Source organism: Microbacterium sp. 2MCAF23, assembly GCF_052115565.1.
Classification (GTDB): Bacteria; Actinomycetota; Actinomycetes; order Actinomycetales; family Microbacteriaceae; genus Microbacterium.
In genome coordinates this window covers 208,036-226,062 of the sequence record NZ_JBFRGY010000015.1, presented here as the reverse complement: position 1 = coordinate 226,062, position 18,027 = coordinate 208,036, and the positions used below count along the sequence as shown (strand labels likewise).

15 protein-coding genes are annotated in these 18,027 nt (G+C 69.0%); 4 read left to right on the top strand and 11 right to left on the bottom strand.

Annotation, left to right across the window (positions count from 1 at the left end; genetic code table 11):
- Window positions 1-45 precede the first annotated feature (45 nt).
- The gene (locus tag AB4078_RS16415) at window positions 46-3,117 is read left to right on the top strand and encodes an alpha-mannosidase (protein ID WP_441978028.1); all 3,072 of its coding nucleotides are present in this window, start codon (window positions 46-48) and stop codon (window positions 3,115-3,117) included.
- Between the two features lie 202 nt (window positions 3,118-3,319).
- On the opposite strand, the gene AB4078_RS16410 is transcribed toward AB4078_RS16415, so the two are convergent.
- Window positions 3,320-3,793: an S-ribosylhomocysteine lyase gene (locus tag AB4078_RS16410; RefSeq protein WP_440734328.1), complete on the bottom strand. Its 474-nt coding sequence runs from the start codon at window positions 3,791-3,793 to the stop codon at window positions 3,320-3,322.
- A gap of 233 nt (window positions 3,794-4,026) precedes the next feature.
- Complete coding sequence (locus AB4078_RS16405; RefSeq protein WP_441978027.1) at window positions 4,027-5,169, bottom strand: epoxide hydrolase family protein; 1,143 nt, start codon at window positions 5,167-5,169, stop codon at window positions 4,027-4,029.
- A gap of 66 nt (window positions 5,170-5,235) precedes the next feature.
- Between AB4078_RS16405 and AB4078_RS16400 the strand changes: the two genes are divergently transcribed.
- Complete coding sequence (locus tag AB4078_RS16400; protein ID WP_441978026.1) at window positions 5,236-6,192, top strand: helix-turn-helix transcriptional regulator; 957 nt, start codon at window positions 5,236-5,238, stop codon at window positions 6,190-6,192.
- A gap of 14 nt (window positions 6,193-6,206) precedes the next feature.
- Here the strand turns inward: AB4078_RS16400 and AB4078_RS16395 are convergent, their stop codons facing one another.
- Window positions 6,207-7,022 (bottom strand): serine hydrolase domain-containing protein, encoded by an 816-nt coding sequence (locus AB4078_RS16395; protein ID WP_441978025.1) that lies wholly within the window; start codon window positions 7,020-7,022, stop codon window positions 6,207-6,209.
- A 107-nt stretch (window positions 7,023-7,129) separates the two neighbouring features.
- Between AB4078_RS16395 and AB4078_RS16390 the strand changes: the two genes are divergently transcribed.
- A complete protein-coding gene (locus AB4078_RS16390) occupies window positions 7,130-7,471 on the top strand; it encodes a hypothetical protein (protein ID WP_441978024.1) in 342 nt (113 codons plus the stop codon).
- Window positions 7,472-7,695: 224 nt separating this feature from the next.
- On the opposite strand, the gene AB4078_RS16385 is transcribed toward AB4078_RS16390, so the two are convergent.
- From AB4078_RS16385 to AB4078_RS16350, 8 genes are all read right to left on the bottom strand, one after another.
- Complete coding sequence (locus AB4078_RS16385; protein ID WP_441978086.1) at window positions 7,696-8,430, bottom strand: alpha/beta hydrolase family protein; 735 nt, start codon at window positions 8,428-8,430, stop codon at window positions 7,696-7,698.
- Window positions 8,431-8,930: 500 nt separating this feature from the next.
- Complete coding sequence (locus AB4078_RS16380; protein ID WP_441978023.1) at window positions 8,931-10,985, bottom strand: bifunctional aldolase/short-chain dehydrogenase; 2,055 nt, start codon at window positions 10,983-10,985, stop codon at window positions 8,931-8,933.
- Window positions 10,986-11,008: 23 nt separating this feature from the next.
- On the bottom strand, window positions 11,009-11,869 hold the full coding sequence (locus AB4078_RS16375; protein ID WP_441978022.1) for a fumarylacetoacetate hydrolase family protein: 861 nt from the start codon (window positions 11,867-11,869) through the stop codon (window positions 11,009-11,011).
- Complete coding sequence (locus tag AB4078_RS16370) at window positions 11,866-12,270, bottom strand: Rid family hydrolase (protein ID WP_441978021.1); 405 nt, start codon at window positions 12,268-12,270, stop codon at window positions 11,866-11,868. The genes AB4078_RS16375 and AB4078_RS16370 overlap by 4 nt, the downstream gene beginning before the upstream one ends.
- Window positions 12,267-13,253, bottom strand: coding sequence for an acetylxylan esterase (locus AB4078_RS16365; protein WP_441978020.1), 987 nt, complete (start codon window positions 13,251-13,253; stop codon window positions 12,267-12,269). The genes AB4078_RS16370 and AB4078_RS16365 overlap by 4 nt, the downstream gene beginning before the upstream one ends.
- Window positions 13,254-13,302: 49 nt before the next feature.
- Window positions 13,303-14,745 carry a rhamnulokinase gene (locus AB4078_RS16360; RefSeq protein ID WP_441978019.1) on the bottom strand — a complete coding sequence of 481 codons (1,443 nt, stop codon included), beginning with the start codon at window positions 14,743-14,745 and terminating at the stop codon, window positions 13,303-13,305.
- The gene (locus AB4078_RS16355; RefSeq protein ID WP_441978018.1) at window positions 14,742-15,545 is read right to left on the bottom strand and encodes a class II aldolase/adducin family protein; all 804 of its coding nucleotides are present in this window, start codon (window positions 15,543-15,545) and stop codon (window positions 14,742-14,744) included. Before AB4078_RS16355 ends, AB4078_RS16360 begins: the two co-directional genes overlap by 4 nt.
- Before the next feature lie 10 nt (window positions 15,546-15,555).
- Window positions 15,556-16,119 (bottom strand): RpiB/LacA/LacB family sugar-phosphate isomerase, encoded by a 564-nt coding sequence (locus AB4078_RS16350; RefSeq protein ID WP_441978017.1) that lies wholly within the window; start codon window positions 16,117-16,119, stop codon window positions 15,556-15,558.
- Window positions 16,120-16,378: 259 nt separating this feature from the next.
- Between AB4078_RS16350 and AB4078_RS16345 the strand changes: the two genes are divergently transcribed.
- Window positions 16,379-18,025 carry a beta-N-acetylhexosaminidase gene (locus AB4078_RS16345; RefSeq protein WP_441978016.1) on the top strand — a complete coding sequence of 549 codons (1,647 nt, stop codon included), beginning with the start codon at window positions 16,379-16,381 and terminating at the stop codon, window positions 18,023-18,025.
- Window positions 18,026-18,027 lie beyond the last annotated feature (2 nt).

The following is an 18,027-nucleotide window of genomic DNA, read 5'->3' as shown; positions in this document are numbered from 1 at the left end:
ATTCCCCAGGCGTCCTCACATTCTCGCACCGCGAAGGAGCACCCCGTGCACGAAGAGACCTCGCTCACCGTCGGCCGCGTCACCCGCGTGCTCGGCGAGCGCGTGCGCCCCGCCGTCCACTCCACCCGCATCCCGCTGGAGATCGCCGCGCACGCGCTGTCCGGCGAGCCGATCCCCGCCGCCGACGGTCTGGCGCTCGAGTACGCGCCGTTCGCCGCCGGCCAGCAGTGGGGTCCCGCGTGGGGAACCACGTGGTTCCGCGTGCGCGGCACCGTGCCCGCCGAGTGGGCCGGCAAGCGCGTCGAGGCGCTCGTCGACCTCGGCTTCGACATCAACATGACCGGCTTCCAGTGCGAGGCGCTCGCCTACCGCGTCGGCGCCGACGGCGAACCGGTCCCGGTGAAGAGCCTGAACCCCCGCAATCAGTGGCTGCCCATCACGGAGCGGGCCGAGGGCGAGGAGGCGATCGAGCTGTTCCTCGAGGGCGCCTCCAACCCCGTGCTGCTGGACTACCACCCCTTCCTGCCGACGCAGGAGGGCGACATCCTCACCTCGTCCCCGGATCCGCTCTACCGCGTCCGCCACATGGATCTCGCCGTGTTCGAGCCCGAGGTGTTCGAGCTGTCCCTCGACCTCGAAGTGCTGCTCGAACTGCAGGCCGAGCTGCCCGAGACCAGCCCGCGCCGGATGCGGATCCTGCAGGCGCTCGACGACGCGCTCGACGTGCTCGACCTGCAGCGCATCGTGGAGACCGCGGGCGACGCCAGGGCGCAGCTGGCTGACGTGCTGGCCGCCCCTGCCGACGCGAGCGCGCACCGCATCGCCGCGATCGGGCACGCGCACATCGACTCCGCCTGGCTGTGGCCGCTGCGCGAGACCGTGCGCAAGGTCGCGCGCACCACCTCGTCGATGACGACGCTGCTCGAGGAGCAGCCGCAGTTCCGCTACGGCATGTCCAGCGCGCAGCAGTACGCCTGGATGAAGGAGCACCGCCCCGAGGTCTATTCGCGGATCAAGGCCGCGGTCGCCGAGGGCCGCTTCCTGCCGCTCGGCGGCATGTGGGTCGAGTCCGACACGGTGATGCCGACGGGCGAGTCGCTCGTGCGGCAGTTCTCGCACGGGCAGCGCTTCTTCGAGCGCGAGTTCGGGATCCGGTCGAAGGGCGTGTGGCTGCCGGACAGCTTCGGCTACTCCCCCGCCCTGCCGCAGCTGATGCGCCGCGCCGGTTTCGAATGGTTCTTCACGCAGAAGATCTCGTGGAACCAGCGCAACGTGTTCCCGCACCACAGCTTCGACTGGGAGGGCATCGACGGGTCGCGGATCTTCACGCATTTCCCGCCGATGGACACCTACAACTCGCAGCTCTCGGGCATGGAGGTCGCCAAGGCCTCGCGCCAGTTCAAGGAGAACCGCGTCGCGACGCGCTCGATCGCCCCGGTGGGCTGGGGCGACGGCGGCGGCGGCACCACCCGCGAGATGACCGGCAAGGCGTCCCGCCTGGCCGACCTCGAGGGCAGCGCGCGAGTGGAGTGGATCCACCCCGACGAGTTCTTCGACGCCGCCAAGGCGGAGCTGCCGGATCCGACCGTGTGGGTCGGCGAGCTGTACCTCGAGCTGCACCGCGGCACGCTCACCAGCCAGCACGCCACCAAGGCGCTGCACCGCTGGGCGGAGCAGGCACTGATCGAGGCCGAGCTGTGGGCATCGACCGCCGCCGTCCGCCTCGGTGCGGCCTACCCGCACGATGAGCTGGACCGGCTGTGGGAGACCGTGCTGCTGCACGAGTTCCACGACATCCTCCCCGGCACCTCGATCGCGTGGGTGCACCGCGAGGCGGTGTCCGTGCTCTCCGGCGTGCTCGACGAGGCCCGCGCGCTGTCCGAGGCCGCCCGCGCGGTGCTCGCGGGCTCCGGCGACATGGAGCTCGTCTTCACGCCGACGTCGGTCGGCGTCGGGTTCGACGGGCGCGCGCTCGGGGCAGCGGCGCTGCACCCGGTCCCTGAGCCCGTCGAAGGGACCCGTACGGATCCGGGCGCCTCGACAAGCTCAGCGACCGGATCCGTCTCCCTCACCGAGACCGCCGAGGGCTTCCGCCTCGAGAACGACCTCGTCACTGTCGTGATCTCGGCCGAGGGCCTCATCGTCTCCGCGCTGGACAAGGCGTCCGGCCGCGAGACCATCCCGGCCGGCAAGCCTGCGAACCTGTTCCAGTTGCACCAGGACTTCCCCAACATGTGGGACGCGTGGGACATCGACAAGTACTACCGCAACCGCGTGGAGGACCTCACCGCGGTGTCGTCCATCTCCGCGTCCGTCGAGGACGGCGTGGCGACGATCGTCGTCGAGCGCCCGTTCTCGGAGTCCTCCCTGCGGCAGACCATCACCTTGCGTCCCGGATCCCGCACCGTGCACCTGCGCAACGAGATCGACTGGCACGAGACCGAGAAGCTGCTCAAGCTGGCCTTCCCGCTGGACGTGTTCGCGCGCGAGACGGCCGCGGAGACGCAGTTCGGGTTCCAGCGCCGGGTCACGCACGTGAACACGAGCTGGGAGGCGGCGAAGTTCGAGACCTCGATGCACCGTTTCGTGCTCGTGCAGGAGGACGGCGGCTTCGGCGCCGCGCTCGTGAACGACTCGATCTACGGTTTCGACACCGCACGCGACGTGGACGGCGACGACGTCACCACGTCCGTGCGCCTGTCGCTGCTGCGCGCCCCGCGCTTCCCCGACCCCGACACCGACCACGGCTGGCACGAGATCCAGGTGGGCCTGGTGATCGGCGCCGACGCCGCGATTGCGACGGCCGAGGGCATCGCGCTGAACGCCCCGTCGACGATCGTTCGCGGCGCGAACGAGGTCGAGCCGCTGGTCGCCGTGACCGGCGAGGGCATCGTCGTCTCGAGCGTGAAGCTCGCCGACGACCGCTCCGGCGACGTGATCGTGCGCGTCTACGAGTCGCTCGGCCAGCGCACGACCGGCACGCTGTCGGTCGGCTTCGACCACGGCTGGATCCGCGAGGTGTCGCTCATCGAGGACGAGCTGGATGCGCCGCGCACCGGGGAGGCGCTGTCACTGCGTCCCTTCGAGGTGCGCACGCTCCGCATCGCCCGGGCCTGACGCGCCATCGCCCTTCTTCTCGTCGCTGCGCTCGCTCAGCGACCGGCAACCCCGGTTCCTGAGCGAGCGCAGCCCGCGCGGGGTCGTTGAGCGAGCACCGAGCGCAGCGAGGAGCGAGACGAAACGCGGCACCTGGAAGAGCACCGCGTTTCGTCTCGGTCGCCTTCGGCGTCCTCGCTCAACGACCCCGGTGGGGCCCCTTTCAGGCCAGGATGCGGGTGAACGCGTCGCGGCTGATCCCCTGCTCGAGGATCCGCGCCGACCATTCGCGTGCGCCGTGCAGGCTGTGGTCGCGGTAGTTGCCGCACTCGATCGCGCTGACGCCGGGGACGTCGCTCCACTCGGCCTTCTCCGCGATGAAGCGCAGGCTGTCGGTGATGGCCTCGACGAGCGCCGGAACCTCGGGGCGACCCCAGGTGATCAGGTGGAAACCGGTGCGGCAGCCGAACGGCGAGATGTCGATGACCCCGTCCACGCGGTCGCGCAGCAGCGAGGCGAGGGTGTGCTCGATCGTGTGCAGCGCCGCCGTCGGGATCTCGCCCTCGTTCGGCTGGACGAAGCGCACGTCGAAGTTGGAGATCTCGTCGCCGCGCGGGCCCTGCTCGACCCCGATCAGGCGGATGTAGGGCGCCTTGACGGCGGTGTGGTCCAGGGTGAAGCTCTCGACCTCGGCCATGGCGGATCTCCTTCGCGGTGCGGGTGGAATGAGGGACGGATACCGATGTCGGAGCCGGCCCGGGTCCGAGGCTACTCCGCTCACCTCGGACGAGGGCCGCCGCCCGCAACACGATGACGGACAGGGTGGCGCCGCTCTGCGCCGTCCCCCAAAGAAGGAAAACGCCGCCGCCGGGGCGCGACGAGCAGCGTTTCCTTCTTTGACCCGGGCGATGGCGGAGCTCAGCCAGCCGCTCAGGCCTCGCGGATCCCCGCGAAGAAGGCGCGGACGTCGCCGGCGAGCAGGTCGGGGCGCTCCAGAGCGGCGAAGTGGCCGCCCTCGTCGAAGCGGCTCCAGTGCACGATGTTGTCGTTGTCGCGCTCGGCGAAGACGCGGATCGTCTGGAAGTCGTCCTTGAAGACGGCGACGCCGGTCGGAGCGTGGTTGACCTGCGGCTCGGCCTGGGCCTGCGCGTTCTCGAAGTAGCTGCGGCTCATGCCCGCCGCGGCGTTCGCGAACCAGTTCACGCTGACCTCGAGCAGGATCTTCTCCAGCGGTACGAGCGAGGTGCCGTTGCCGAAGCTGTTGAACAGCTCGCTGTACGCCAGCAGTCCGATCGGGGAGTCGCTGAGGCCGACCGCGACCGTTTGCGGGCGTGAGGCGTTCATCGTGTTGTAGCCGCCGACCGACTGGAACCACTGCATGTGCTCGAGCCCGGCGTAGTCGGCCGGCTCGAGGCGCTCGAACTCGGATGGGTCGCCCGAGGGGAACGAGAACAACTGCAGCACGTGCAGGCCGAGGAAGCCCTCCGGGTTCAACAGACCGAGCTCGCGAGCGACCATCGCGCCGTTGTCGGACCCGTGCACGCCGTAGCTCTCATAGCGGAGTCCCCGCATGAGCTGGTCGTATGCCTTGGCGACGCGGGGCATCGTCCACCCGGCGTCCGTCACGGGCTGGGAGAAGCCGTATCCCGGCGCGTCCGGGACGACGACGTCGAAGGCGTCCTCCGCGCGGCCGCCGTACGACACCGGGTCGACGAGGCGGTCGATGACGTCGAGGTAGTCGACGGAGGATCCGGGATACGTGTGCGCCAGCAGCAGCGGCGTCGCCCCTTCATGCGCCGAGCGGACGTGGATGAAGTGGATGTCCTGGCCGTCGATCTCGGCGACGAAGTGCGGAAAGGCGTTGATGCGGGCCTCGGCGGCGCGCCAGTCGAAGGCGCGCCAGGCGGCGAGCGCCTCGCGGAGGTAGTCGTTCGGTGTGCCGGTGGTCCAATCGTCGGCGGGGGCCGGCTGCGGCAGGCGGGTGCGCGCCAGACGATCCTGCAGATCGGCGACCTCGGCGTCGGTGACGGAGACGGTGAAGGGGCGGATGACGAGAGCTGCGGTGGTGTTCATGTGTTCCACGGTAGAAGCCCATTAGGCTGTATTCGTTCCTAATGAAAGAACTTCTTCGAGGATCCGATGACAAGCCCGTCCGCCCGCCTGCTCGCCCTGCTCTCGCTGCTGCAGACGGGCTCCGGCCGCACCGGGGCCGAGCTCGCCGCCCGGCTCGACGTGAGTCCGCGGACCGTGCGCGCCGACATCGAGCGCCTCCGAGACCTCGGCTACCCGGTGGACGCCGTGCGCGGATCCGTGGGCGGATACCGTCTCGGATCCGGCGGGCAGCTGCCGCCGCTGCTGCTGGACGACGAGGAGGCGGTCGCGGTGACCGTGGGCCTGCAGATGGCTGCGGGCCTGACCGGCATCGAGGAGTCCGGCGCCAGGGCCCTTGCCAAGATCGAGCAGGTGCTGCCCTCCCGCCTGCGCCCGCTCGTCGACGCCCTCGGCTCGACGATCGACCGCGGCCAGGAGAACGTCGGCACCGACGCCCCCGATCCGGAAGTGGATCCCGCCGTGCTGGCCGCCGCCGCGGCCGCGATCCGCGACGTCGAGTGGCTGCGCTTCGATTACCAGGACTCTCCCGTGCTCGTCGAGCCGTACCGCCTGCTCAGCTGGCAGCGGCGATGGCACCTGGTCGCGCGTGATCCCGTCACCGATGAGTGGCACACCTACCGGGTGGACTGGATGTCGCTCCGTATGCCGACGCGCCGCAGGTTCAACCCGCAGCCGTTGCCGGGCGGCGACTACACGGCGTTCGCGATGCGCACGATCGCCGCGAGCGGATGGGCGGTGCACGCCCGGCTGCGGATCGATGCGCCGGCGCAGGCCGTGCTCGACCGGATCAATCCGACGGTCGGCGTCGTCGAGCCGATCGACGCCGACCACTGCGTGCTGGTCACCGGCGCCGACAGTCTCGACACCGTGGCGGCGTACATCGGGATGCTGATGATGGACTTCACCGTGGAGTCCCCGCCCGAGCTGATCCCGCGCCTGCAGGTGCTGTCGGAGAGGTATGCGCGCGCCGTCGCCGGATCCTGAGGACCGGATCCGGATCAGCCTCCGTAGCGCGTGACGATCTCCTCGGTCAGCGCGGGCCAGATCCGCTTGTGCTCCTCGCCGAACGGGACGCCGGAGAGGAACGCGGCGGCGAGGTCCCGCGAGCGGTCGACGAGCAGGAAGCTGCCGAGGGCTCCGAAATGGCCGGCGGTCTCGGGTGGGAACGAGTCCGCCAGCCAATGCGGCGACTTGACCCCCTTCAGCTCGAAACCCAGGCCCCACTGGTTGTCGGCGTACGAGCCGTAGCCAGGGACGATCCCGCGCAGCCCGGGGTGCGAGACGGTGAGGGCGAGGTCGCGCAGCGCAGCCGGGATCAGTGTCGGCCGCAGTACCTCGCGCCCGAAGATCAGCAGGTCCTCGATCGAGGCGGATGCGCCTGCCGACGGACGTCCGGTGACATCCGTGCGCTCCATGCCGAGCGGCAGCGCGACCTCCCGCAGCATCCAGTCCGCGAAGTCCATGCCGACGGCGTCGGCGACGTGCGCGGCGAGCGCGTCGAAGCCGGCATTCGAGTAGATGCGCCGCTCACCGGGGGCCTTCAACGGCCCCTCCCCCTCCATGGGCAGCCCGCTGGTGTGGTCGAGCAGGTTCAGCACCGTCGCTCCTGCGGGCCCCGCCGGCTCGTCCAGATCGACCAGCCCGCGCTCGATCGCGACGAACACGCCCCAAGCGGTCAGCGGCTTGGTCACCGAGGCGAGCGGCAGGACGGCCTGCGGATCCCCCTGAACGGCGAGCGTCCGCTCGGGGCCTGTGACGCCGACCAGAGCCGTGTGCGGGAAGCCGTCGGTCGCTGCGAAGGTCGTCGTGTCCACGGATCCATCGTCCCATGGGACCAATTCGGATCCGGATGTCACACATCGCAGCCGGGCGGTGTCTCCATGTCGAAGGCGCGAGAAGCGCGCCGCAGAAGGAGCAGATCATGACGACCCAGACCCGCGTCCCCGCGACCGAGGTGACCGGACTGTACGGCGCCGTGGTGAAGTTCGCCACGAAGAAGATGTTCGGCCGGGTGCCCGACTCGATCGGGGTGCTCTGGCATCACCGCCCGGTGTTCACCGACATGATGAACTTCGGACGCAAGACCGAGAAGTGGCACGAGCTCGACAAGAGCCTGTCGACACTGGCCACCATGACGGCGGCCGCGACCGTCGGCTGCAGCTTCTGCCTCGATTGTTCCGATTCTTGGGTTATGCCGATCTCCGGTCGGCCTGCGGCCAGACGACAGGCTGTGGCAGGGACGGTGGAATATCGCAACGACTGAAGATCGGGATAACACGTCAGCCGGCGAGTCTGCAAAGTCGCTGGATGATGTCCTCTCGGTCGCGCCAGATCGGGATCGGCGCTGGGTCGGCACCGATGTTGATTGGTGATCTTCGCCAACCCGGTGCGCTTCATCTCCGTGTCCCCGTGGACGTAGATGAGCGTCGTCATCGAGATCGCTCTGATCCCACCTCCTCTGCCGCCATGCAAAGGAGCCAGCGAGGATTACTCACCCGGGACAGCGCTGCAAGAGCTGTGTACTCGCGGTTGCCCCTTCGTTGTCGGTGACGTTGAGGAACCAGCAGTTGCAGCAGAGGGCACTGCCACCGCAACAACGTCACGGGCGACACTGGCCGGAGTCTCGTCCCATCGACGGTGCTCCCACGCGCCGACATCAGTCGTGTACAGCAGTCGAGCTTGAACAGCTCCGTCTGAGTCGACTCGCGCCTGCGCGCGTCCGGGATGGTCGATCACAGCTTCGATGCGAGGCAAGGGGCGCGTCCCGCGAAGTACCGAATTGACGAAACGCTCGGGCTCCGTGGGGCGCCAAGCATCACCGTGGCTGTGCGGGAGATGCCGAAGAATGCTCCGACTTGCCAACGGCGAGAGGGCAGCAGTGCGGTCTACGGAGACAAGCGGATACGCCACATCGTTGACCCCGGTAAGAAAGAGCAAGGGGATGTTCCCCATCGCAAGGTGTGACGACGGATCCCATGTCACATTCCAAGCTGCGACCCGCTCCGATTCTAGAGAATCGAACACGCCACGGCGTTTCCACATCGATGCTTCGCTGAGGTACCCGCAACCATATACGCTCACGGCGCAAGCGAACCCGGGAATCACGGTGGAGGCGATGCAAGTCAACAGTCCTCCCCAGGAGACTCCCATGAGGGCAATCCGCTCCGGATCAACACGGTCGTCGGCGGCGAGGAGACGCCGCGCCTCATCGATCAACTGCATTGCGTGGACGAGCCACTGGCTGTCTCCAAGAATGGGTTGATCGAAGGTGCCCTCCCAAGGCCGTGGACCTGACCACTCGTGGGGCAACGGGGCGTCGCCGTGTTCGTCGCCTGCGGTTGGTGTGCGCCAGCCGGTGTCGACGGCAGCCACCGCATATCCACGGTCAACCCATTGCTGTGCCCAAACCCAGTAGGCGGTCCCGTCACCTCCGTGCAGGAGCACAATCCCAGGCACAGTGACTGGCGACTCTGGTACCCCGACGATCGCGTAGCCACGCGAGATATGGCCCTCGAATGGCCTTCCGGGAAGCCAGACACTCCGCAGGTGATCAGGCTGCCCCCGAACAACGGGGGCTGCATCGGCATCGATCATGACTGGCTCCTGAGTTTGCGGCGTGCCTCGTCGGCGGTGATTGCAGTAGTTCCTAGCCGGTTCACGCACCCAGCTACCTTCACAGTCGGGCGCGTGAGCGGCCCGGAGCTTTGCATGCGGCATCGCGCTCATCGCAGGAAGGCGGCGGCGACGCCGGAGTCGACGGGGATGTGCAGGCCGGTGGTGCGGGTGAGGTCGGGGCCGGTCAGGACGGAGACGGCGTCGGCGACGTTCTCCGGCACGACTTCGCGCTTGAGGATGGTGCGGTTCGCATAGAACTGTCCCAGGTCCTCCTCGGCGACGCCGTAGGTCGCAGCCCGGTTCGCACCCCACCCGGACGCGAAGATCCCAGATCCGCGGACCACGCCGTCCGGGTTGATGCCGTTCACGCGGATGCCGTGCTCGCCGAGCTCGACGGCCAACAACCGGACCTGGTGGGCCTGGTCGGCCTTGGTGGCGGAGTAGGCGATGTTGTTCGGCCCCGCGAACACCGAGTTTTTGGAGGAGATGTAGATGATGTCGCCGCCGAGGTGCTGGTCGATGAGGATCTTCGCGGCGGCTTTGGAGACGAGGAAGGATCCCTTCGCCATCACGTCGTGCTGCAGGTCCCAGTCCGCCTCAGTGGTCTCCAGCAGGGGCTTGGAGAGGGAGAGGCCCGCGTTGTTGACGACGAGGTCGACGCCCCCGAACGCGAGCACGGCCTGCTCCAGCGCGGCCTGCACCGCGTCGGCGTCGGCGACGTTCGCCGCCACCCCGATCGCGACGTCGGCGTTTCCGAGTTCGGCCGCGGCGGCACGGGCCTTGTCCAGGTCGAGGTCGGCGATCACGACGCAGGCGCCGTCGGCGGCGAGGCGGGTCGCGATGGCCTTGCCGATGCCGCTGGCGGCGCCGGTGACGAACGCGATGCGGCCCTGGTGGCTTCGGGGTTTCGGCAGCCGCTGCAGTTTCGCCTCCTCCAGCGCCCAGTACTCGATGCGGAACTTCTCCGCATCACTGATCGGGGTGTAGGTGGAGAGGGCCTCGGCGCCGCGCATCACGTTGATCGCGTTCACGTAGAACTCGCCCGCGACCCGCGCGGTCTGCTTGTTCGCGCCGTAGGAGAACATGCCCACACCGGGCACGAGCACGATGAGCGGGTCCGCGCCGCGCATCGCCGGCGACGCCGGTTCGGTCGCCGAGCCTGCCGACGCGTGCGCGTCGTAGTACGCCTGGTAGTCGGCCCGGTAGGCGGCGTGCAGTTCGTGCAGCCGGGCGAGCTGCTCGTCCACCGGGGCGGTCGCGGGCAGGTCCAGGATCAGCGGCTTGACCTTCGTGCGCAGGAAATGATCCGGGCAGGAGGTGCCGAGCGCGGCCAGCCGCGGGGCCTTCTCCGAGGCGAGGAAGTCGAGCACCACGTCGTCGTCGGTGAAGTGGCCGACCATCGCCCGGTCGGTCGAGGCAATCCCCCGAATCGTGGGGGCCAGCGCCGCGGCCCGTCGGCGTCGCTCCGCCTCGGGCAGCGCCTCGAAGCCGGCGCGGACGCCGCCGAACGGGGCCGGGGCGCCGTGTTCAGCGATGTGGGCGGCGGCGGTCTCGATGATCCACCGCGAGTTCGCCTCGGCCTCCTCGGAACTCTCGCCCCACGCGGTGATCCCGTGCCCGCCCAGGATGCAGCCGATCGCCTCGGGGTTCTCGGCCTTGATCGCGGCGATGTCCAGGCCGAGCTGGAACCCGGGACGCCGCCACGGCACCCACGCGACCCTGCCGCCGAAGACCGCGGCGGTCAGCGCCTCCCCGTCCGCGGCGGTCGCGATCGCGATCCCGCTGTCCGGGTGCAGGTGATCCACATGAGCGGCATCGACGAGCGCATGCATCGCGGTGTCGATCGACGGGGCGGCCCCGCCCTTGCCGTGCAGGCAGTAGTCGAACGCGGCGACCATCTCGTCCTCCCGGTCCACGCCCGGATACACGTCCTGCAACGCGCGCAGACGATCCAGCCGCAGCACGGCCAGACCCTGCTCCGTGAGTGTGCCGAGATCCCCACCGGACCCCTTCACCCAGAGCAGTTCGACCGGGTGTCCCGTGACGGGATCCGTGTCGGTGCCCTTCGCGGAGGTGTTCCCTCCCGCGAAGTTCGTGTTCTTCGGGTCGGCGCCAAGGCGGTTGCTGCGCACGATCAGCGCGGCGGCGGTGGGGGAGGTCATGTCTCTTCCTTGGAGTGGGGGCGTCAATGCGTCGCCTGCCATGCGACGAAGGGCTGCCGCTGCGCGCCGAGTCCCTCGATTTCGGTCTCGACCGCATCCCCCGGCGCGAGGTACGGGTAGCGCCCGGAGAGTGCGACGCCCTCCGGGGTTCCCGTGAGCACGAGGTCACCCGGCTCCAGAGTCATGAACTGCGAGAGATGGTGGATCAGACGCCCGACGGGGAAGATCATGTCCGCGGTGCTCGAGTCCTGTCGCGGCTGGCCGTTCACCCAGCTCCGCAGCGAAAGGGCGCCGGGATCGACGTCCTCCGGCGTGACCAGCCACGGGCCCGTGGGAGTGAACCCGAAGGCACACTTGCCCTTCGACCACTGCCCGCCTGAGACGTCGAGCTGGAAGCCACGCTCGGACACGTCGTTGGCCACGACGAATCCGGCGATGTGCGCAGCCGCGTCGGCGGGAGAGTCGAGGTAGGCCGTCCGACGTCCGATGACGACGCCCAGCTCCACCTCCCAGTCGGTCTTCGTCGCCCCGCGCGGAATGGTGACGGGATCGTTCGGGCCGACGACCGTGTTCGGCGCCTTCAGGAAGATGATCGGCTCTTCGGGCGGCTCCGCCCCGGACTCGGCCGCGTGGGCGGCGTAGTTCATCCCGATGCAGATGACGGCGCCCGGCCGCACGATCGGCGCCGCGATCCGGGCGCCCCCCGCGTCCTCAAGCACAGGCAGGCGATCCTCGGCGATCGCCGCGAGCGTCCTTCCCACAGGGTCGTCCTCGAGGAAGAGTCCGTCGATGTCCGCGGTGATGGCCCGCAGGTCGAGGAGATCCCCGTCGTGCAGTACGACAGGGATCTCCTCCCCCGGTTCGCCGAGGCGGGCGAACCTCATCGCCCCACCTCCGGATCCGCACAAAGCGCGACCGCCAGCAGATCGGCTTCCACGAGCAACGGAGGTGGCAGAGTCACGGTCACCGTCGTGCGCGCCGGAAAGGGCTCGGTAAAGTACTGACGATAGATCTCGTTCATCCGGTCGAACTGGCCGGGGTCGGTCAGGAAGATGCGCACCTGGAGCGCAGTGCCGAGATCCGCTCCTGCAGCCCGGGCGGTGTGCCGCAGATTCCGGAACGTCTGATGCAGCTGCGACTCGAAGTCCGCATCGATGCCGCCATCCGGCCTGTAGCCGGCCTGACCGCTGCAGGCGATCAGATCTCCGAGCCGCCTGCTCTGCGAGTAGGGGCCGGCGGGCGGGGGTGCGTCGGCCGTATGCCCGACGATGTCCGTGATACTCATACGTTCCTCTCGTTGCTGGTCAGTTCGGCGATGAATGCCTGCTCCCGTGCCCATCGCAGCTCGGCTCCTCCCTCATGGCCGTTGAATTCGTAGACGTCGATCTCTTTCGGTCCGGCATAGGCGTTGTATGCGGCGAAGACGGTGGCCGCCGGGGAGATGCCGTCGCGTACTCCGACCGAGGCCAGCAGCGGCACGCGGGCGAACCGTGCGAAGTTCGCAGCGTCGAAGTACGCGAGCGTCCCGAAGACCTGATCCGGGTTCCGCTGCACCGCGAGGTAGCGGGTGATCTCGGAATAGGGCCCGGACTCGAAGATCCGCGCTGCACGAGGGAAGTCGCACAGGAACGGTACGTCCGCGATCGCGCCGCGCAGGTCGGGCACCAGACCCGCGACCGCGAGGGCGAGGCCTCCGCCGTGGCTGGCTCCCGTCGCGAAGGCGCGATCCGGCGCGATGCCCGGGAACGCCTTCAGGGCGTCGACCGCCCGTACGCAGTCCACGATCACGCGACGGTAGTAGTAGTCGTCGGGGTTCTCGATGCCGCGGGTCAGGAATCCGCTCGCCGGTCCTGCACCTTCGGGGTCAGTCGTCGCACCCGCCCCGCCCCACCAGTCCGCGCCCTGCCCTCGCACATCGACCGCGAGCACGCTGATCCCCGCTGCCGCCCACGCGGCGTACTGGTGGGGCGCGCCGCGCCCGGAGCCATAGCTCGGGTACCAGACCATCCCGACGCGTCGCTGCGACGGCTCCCGGGGAGCGACCAGCCACGCGCGTATCGCATGACCCGCATATCCGGGGAACGTCACGTCCCAGACCCCGAGATGTGTGAACGGACTGGCGACCGGTACGAACGCGGCCTGTCCGCCGAGCCCTCGCGCCTGATCGAGGTTCGACGCCCAGAACTCCTCGAAGTCGGCGGGCAGGACGGCTTGCGGGGTGGTCGCTCTCAACTGCTCCAGCGACGGATCGGAATAGGGCATGGGCATGGTTTCTCCTAGAGCGAGGTGCTCGGTGTGCGCGGGCCGACACGGGGGATCACATCACAGAACGGTTCCCCGGCGTGGACGAGCCCGCCCTTGGCCGATAGACGATCGGAGGGTGCGTCGTCGCCACCAGATCGCGGAGCGCCTCCAGCGATCCGCCGAGCAGCCCCACGCGGCGCGCCTGGACGAGGACGTTGCCCAGCGCGGTGGCTTCGCCGGGCCCGGCCAGCACGACGACGCCGGCGAGATCGGCGAGGCGCTGGCACAGGAGCCCGATACGCGAGCCACCGCCCACGATGTGGATGTCGGAGACCCGGCGCCCGCTGAGCCGACTGATGTCCTCGATCGCGGAGACGAAACACTCTGCCAGCGATTCGATGATGCACCGCACGAGGGCGGCTCGCGATGAAGGCGCCGGGAGGCCCCGTTTGGTGAGCCAGCGCGAGATCCGCTCGGGCATCTCACCGGGAGCGGTGAAGCACGGGTCCGTCACATCGAAGACCGGCGACTCGGTGGCGATATGCGAGGCGGCCTCGAGGAGGGCGGACAGGCCCACCGGCGTCGCGTCACGTGCCCAGTGCCGCATGCACTCGTTGAGCAGCCACATGCCAGGAGCGTTGCGCTGGATCCGTGTGCGACCATCGACACCGCGCTCGTTCGTGAGCCCGGCAGCGCGGGCCGAATTGGTCCGGAGTGCCCCGTCCGCCTCCACGCCGACAACGGCCCACGTGCCGCACGAGATGAAGGCGAACTCGTCGCCTCGTACGGGCAGAGCAGCGACGGCCGAAGCGGTGTCGTGCGATCCGACGGCGATGAGCCGCGGTGCGCCCTGGAGACCGTGCCTCTGATCGAAGCCCCCGATCTCGGTGCCGGGCGGCACCGCCTCGGGGAACATCGCGACGGGGTATTCGAGCTCCTCCAGCAGGTCCCGGTCCCAGCCGCCCGTCACAGGGTCGTTCAGGCTGGTCGTGGAGACGATCGTCTGCTCCGTGAAGGTCTCCCCCGTGAGCCAATGCCCCATGAGGTCCGGGATCATCTGCAACCGATCCGCATGCGCGAGCCTCCCGCGGAATCGGTCATCGGCCAGTTGGACGGCGGTGTTGATCCGTGAAGGACTCACGCCCGTGCGTGCGAACAGGTCGGCGTCGGCGATGCACCTTCTGAGCCGCGCGAGCGCTTCGACGTTCCGCTCGTCGCGATAGTGATACGGATCCGCGGTCAGCGCCGGACCGTGGAAGAGGCCGTAGTCCACTCCCCAGGAATCGATGGCGATCGCCGACAGGCTCTCGTTCCGCGAGAGAGGCCGGAGTGCGTCGAGAACACGATCGAAGAGAGCGCGGACGTCCCACTGGATTCCGTCGGCGGAGCGTCTGGGCTCGTTGGGGAAACGGGCGACGGTCGATGCACGCAGCATGCCGGGTCCGACGTCCGCGACCACGACGCGCCCGCTGCTGGCGCCGAGATCGACGGCGGCGACGCGCCCCTGGTCCGTCATCGTCGCCCCTCGGACGGCCCGAGCGGGAGGACCTCCGGACCCTTCATCGCCGAGAGCGCGGCGCGGCGATGCCGTTCGTCGGGCCTCGAGTCGATGCGCACGACATCGGCGTCGCTCAGGAAGCGGTGCCCTCCGAAGGATGCGGCCCCCAGGAGGATCCTCGCGACCTTGTCCGCCATCTCGGTGACCCTGATGACCTCGTCGGCCGTCGCACCCAGGGCGAACATCCCGTGGTTCTGCAGATAGACGGCCCGCGGGACATCGTCCACTCGCTGCGCCAGCATCGCCCGCACCCTCCTCGCGAGGGCGAGACCGGGATCGGTGTAGGGGACGAAGAGCGGCCGCGGTCCGAGCACGACGATCTGATCGGGGAAGAGCGACCCCTCGGCGATCAGGCTCGCACCGGCCGAGCACAGCACCGCGTTGACCGGAGTCGGATGCGTGTGCGCGACGCTGCGAACGCCGTCCTGCCGAAGGCACACGGCATGCAGCAGCGCTTCCACCGATGGCCGCCGGCCGTCGTTCGCTGCCGCGATCCGATCGAAGACGCTCGCCACGGCGTCGTCGCCGGAGCGCGGATCATCGATGATCTCGAGAAGCTCATCGACATCGACCCCGACGAAGTCGCCCTCGGTCGCGGTCGCCATGAACGTCCCAGAGACCTTCACCCACGCCCTGGCGTCATCGATCGCCTCGGAGCAGTTGCCTTCGGCGAGGATCGCCCATTCCCGGTCCGGTCTGCCCAGCTCCTGAGCCAGGCGCACGGGTGCGCCGGCCGTCTGCGTTCTGGAGAGCATCATGGTCGCGCCTTCAGAACGACAGCCCGCGAGGCTCGGGGCCGAGTTCGGGCTCGTGAGAGCCGGGGACGACATAGCCGTTCGCCCGGTACGCCTCGTAGTCGAACGCCTCGCACTCGTCGAAGCCCAGCTGATGGTACTCGCGGAACCCGGCCCAGTCCTCGTAGCCGTCCCCGAGCGACGACTCCAGGAACGCGTCGACCATCGCGGAGGCGAGACGCGGCGCGGTGAAGAACGCACCGATGGCCAGGATGTTGGCACCGTTGGCCGTGGACGCGCGGCGAGCAGTGTCGACGGACTCGCACACGGCCGCGTGCACATGCGGGCACTTGCTCGCCGCGATGTGAATCCCCATGCCAGAACCGCAGAAGATCAGTCCGCGTTCGAAGCGCCGCTCCGCGATCTCGGCTCCGACGCGGAATCCGACGTGGTGGTACATCGGGAGCCGTTGCGGATCAGGCGTGAGGTCCGTCACCTGCCAACCCCGGTCGGTGAGATGTGCGGACACGGACTCCTTGAGGCGGAATCCCGCGAAGTCCGCGCCCACCACCACCGCACGCTCGGCGATCGTCTTCATCCCGGATCCCTTCGTTTCATGCTTGTGAAAGATAGATCACACTGAGAAACAGTACATGATCGAAGGGGTACTCGCGCGGGTGATCGAGGCATCGTTGCGCTGTTCTTCGTAGGAGCGGAACCGCTAACACCTCGCGCGACGGTTGCTGTAGATTTCTGTGACAGATTCAGAACATCGGTTCACATATAGAAATATGCGTGTGCGGATCGCCCCGCATGACCGACCGTCCACGATCGCGCCATCCATCACAGGAGGATCCATGACTCTCGACAGACCCCTCATCCCCCGTCCGCGCGCACGCACGGAGCAGGCAGGAGAGGTGGCGATCACCTCGCGCACCCGCATCGAGACGGCCGACGCCTCACTCGACGGCGTGGCGCGGTGGTTGCGGCAGCGTCTTCGCCTCGACGCCGTGTCCGACCTCGTCGGCGCCCCCGTGGCGGAGGCGATCGTGCTCCGGCGCGAATCCGCACTGGCGGCGGAGGATTACATCCTCGATACGACGGGCGATTCCGTCACCGTTGCGGGCGCCGACTCCGCCGGTGTCTGGAACGGCGCTCAGACGCTTGTGCAGCTGTTCCCCGCCGACGTGCTGCGCGCCGCGCCCCTCGGTCGCGTCACGCGGGTGCTCCCCCGCGTGCGGATCGCGGACGCGCCGGAGTATCCGCGCCGCGGGGTGATGCTCGATGTCGCGCGCCACTTCCTGCCGAAGCGCGAGGTCCTGCGACTGATCGACCTGATCGCCGCGTACAAGTTCAACGTCCTGCACCTGCACCTGACCGACGACCAGGGCTGGCGGGTCGAGATCAAGCGCTACCCCCGGCTCACCGAGGTGGGATCCTGGCGCACCGGCAGCCAGCAGGGCTGGAGGGATCCGGATCGCGTTCATGAGCGACCGCACGGCGGCTTCTACACGCAGGACGACCTGCGTGAGATCGTCGCGTACGCCGCGGATCGACACGTCGAGATCGTGCCCGAGATCGACGGGCCCGGCCATGTGCAGGCCGCGGTGGCTGCGTACCCCGAACTCGGAACCCCATCCGAAGCCGTGCCGGTGTGGCGGCACTGGGGCATCGCCTCCGTCCTCATGAAGGCGAATGCCGCCTCCGCGGACTTCTTCCGCGACGTGCTCGATGAGGTGATGGACATCTTCCCCGGCCCGTACATCGGGATCGGCGCCGACGAGGTGTTCCTGCAGCCGTGGCTCGACGACCCCGACACGGATGCGGGTCTGGCGGAGATCGGGCTGAGCGACGTCTCGCGCTACCCGCACTGGTTCGTCGCGCAGATGGAGGCCCACGTCGCGCGGCGTGGAAGGAGGCTGTTCGGCTGGGACGAGGTGCTGGAGGGACCTCCGAGCGATCCGCGCACCCTGGTTGCCGCCTGGCGGGGCGACCAGGGCATCGCCCGGGCTGCGGAGGCCGGCTTCGATGTCGTCGCCTGCCCCAACACGTCCGCGTATCTCGATTACCGTCAATCCGACGATCCCGACGAGCCCAGCCCCGGCGGCGCTCTCGTCGATTTGGAGACCGCGTACGCGCTGACACCGCGACCGGCGGGGATGGCGCCCGAGCACGCTCGGCACGTCCTCGGCGGGCAGGCGAACCTGTGGACCGAGACGGTCGACAGCGCACGGATGGTGGACTACTACCTCTTCCCGCGGCTGCTGGCCGTCTCCGAGGCACTGTGGAGCGGGGGCGGCGACTACCCCGGCTTCCTCGAGCGGCTGCCGTCGCACGAGGAGCGTCTGGAAGCACTCGGCGTCGAGTACCGACGGTCGGACGGACCGCGTCCGTGGCAGACCCGGCCCGATGCTCCGGGTGCTCCGCGGACGCCCGAGGAGATGGAGCAGGCGATCGGGGCGCTGTTCGCCGATCCGCTCACCGGACGCGGCGGCGCCGGCTGAAC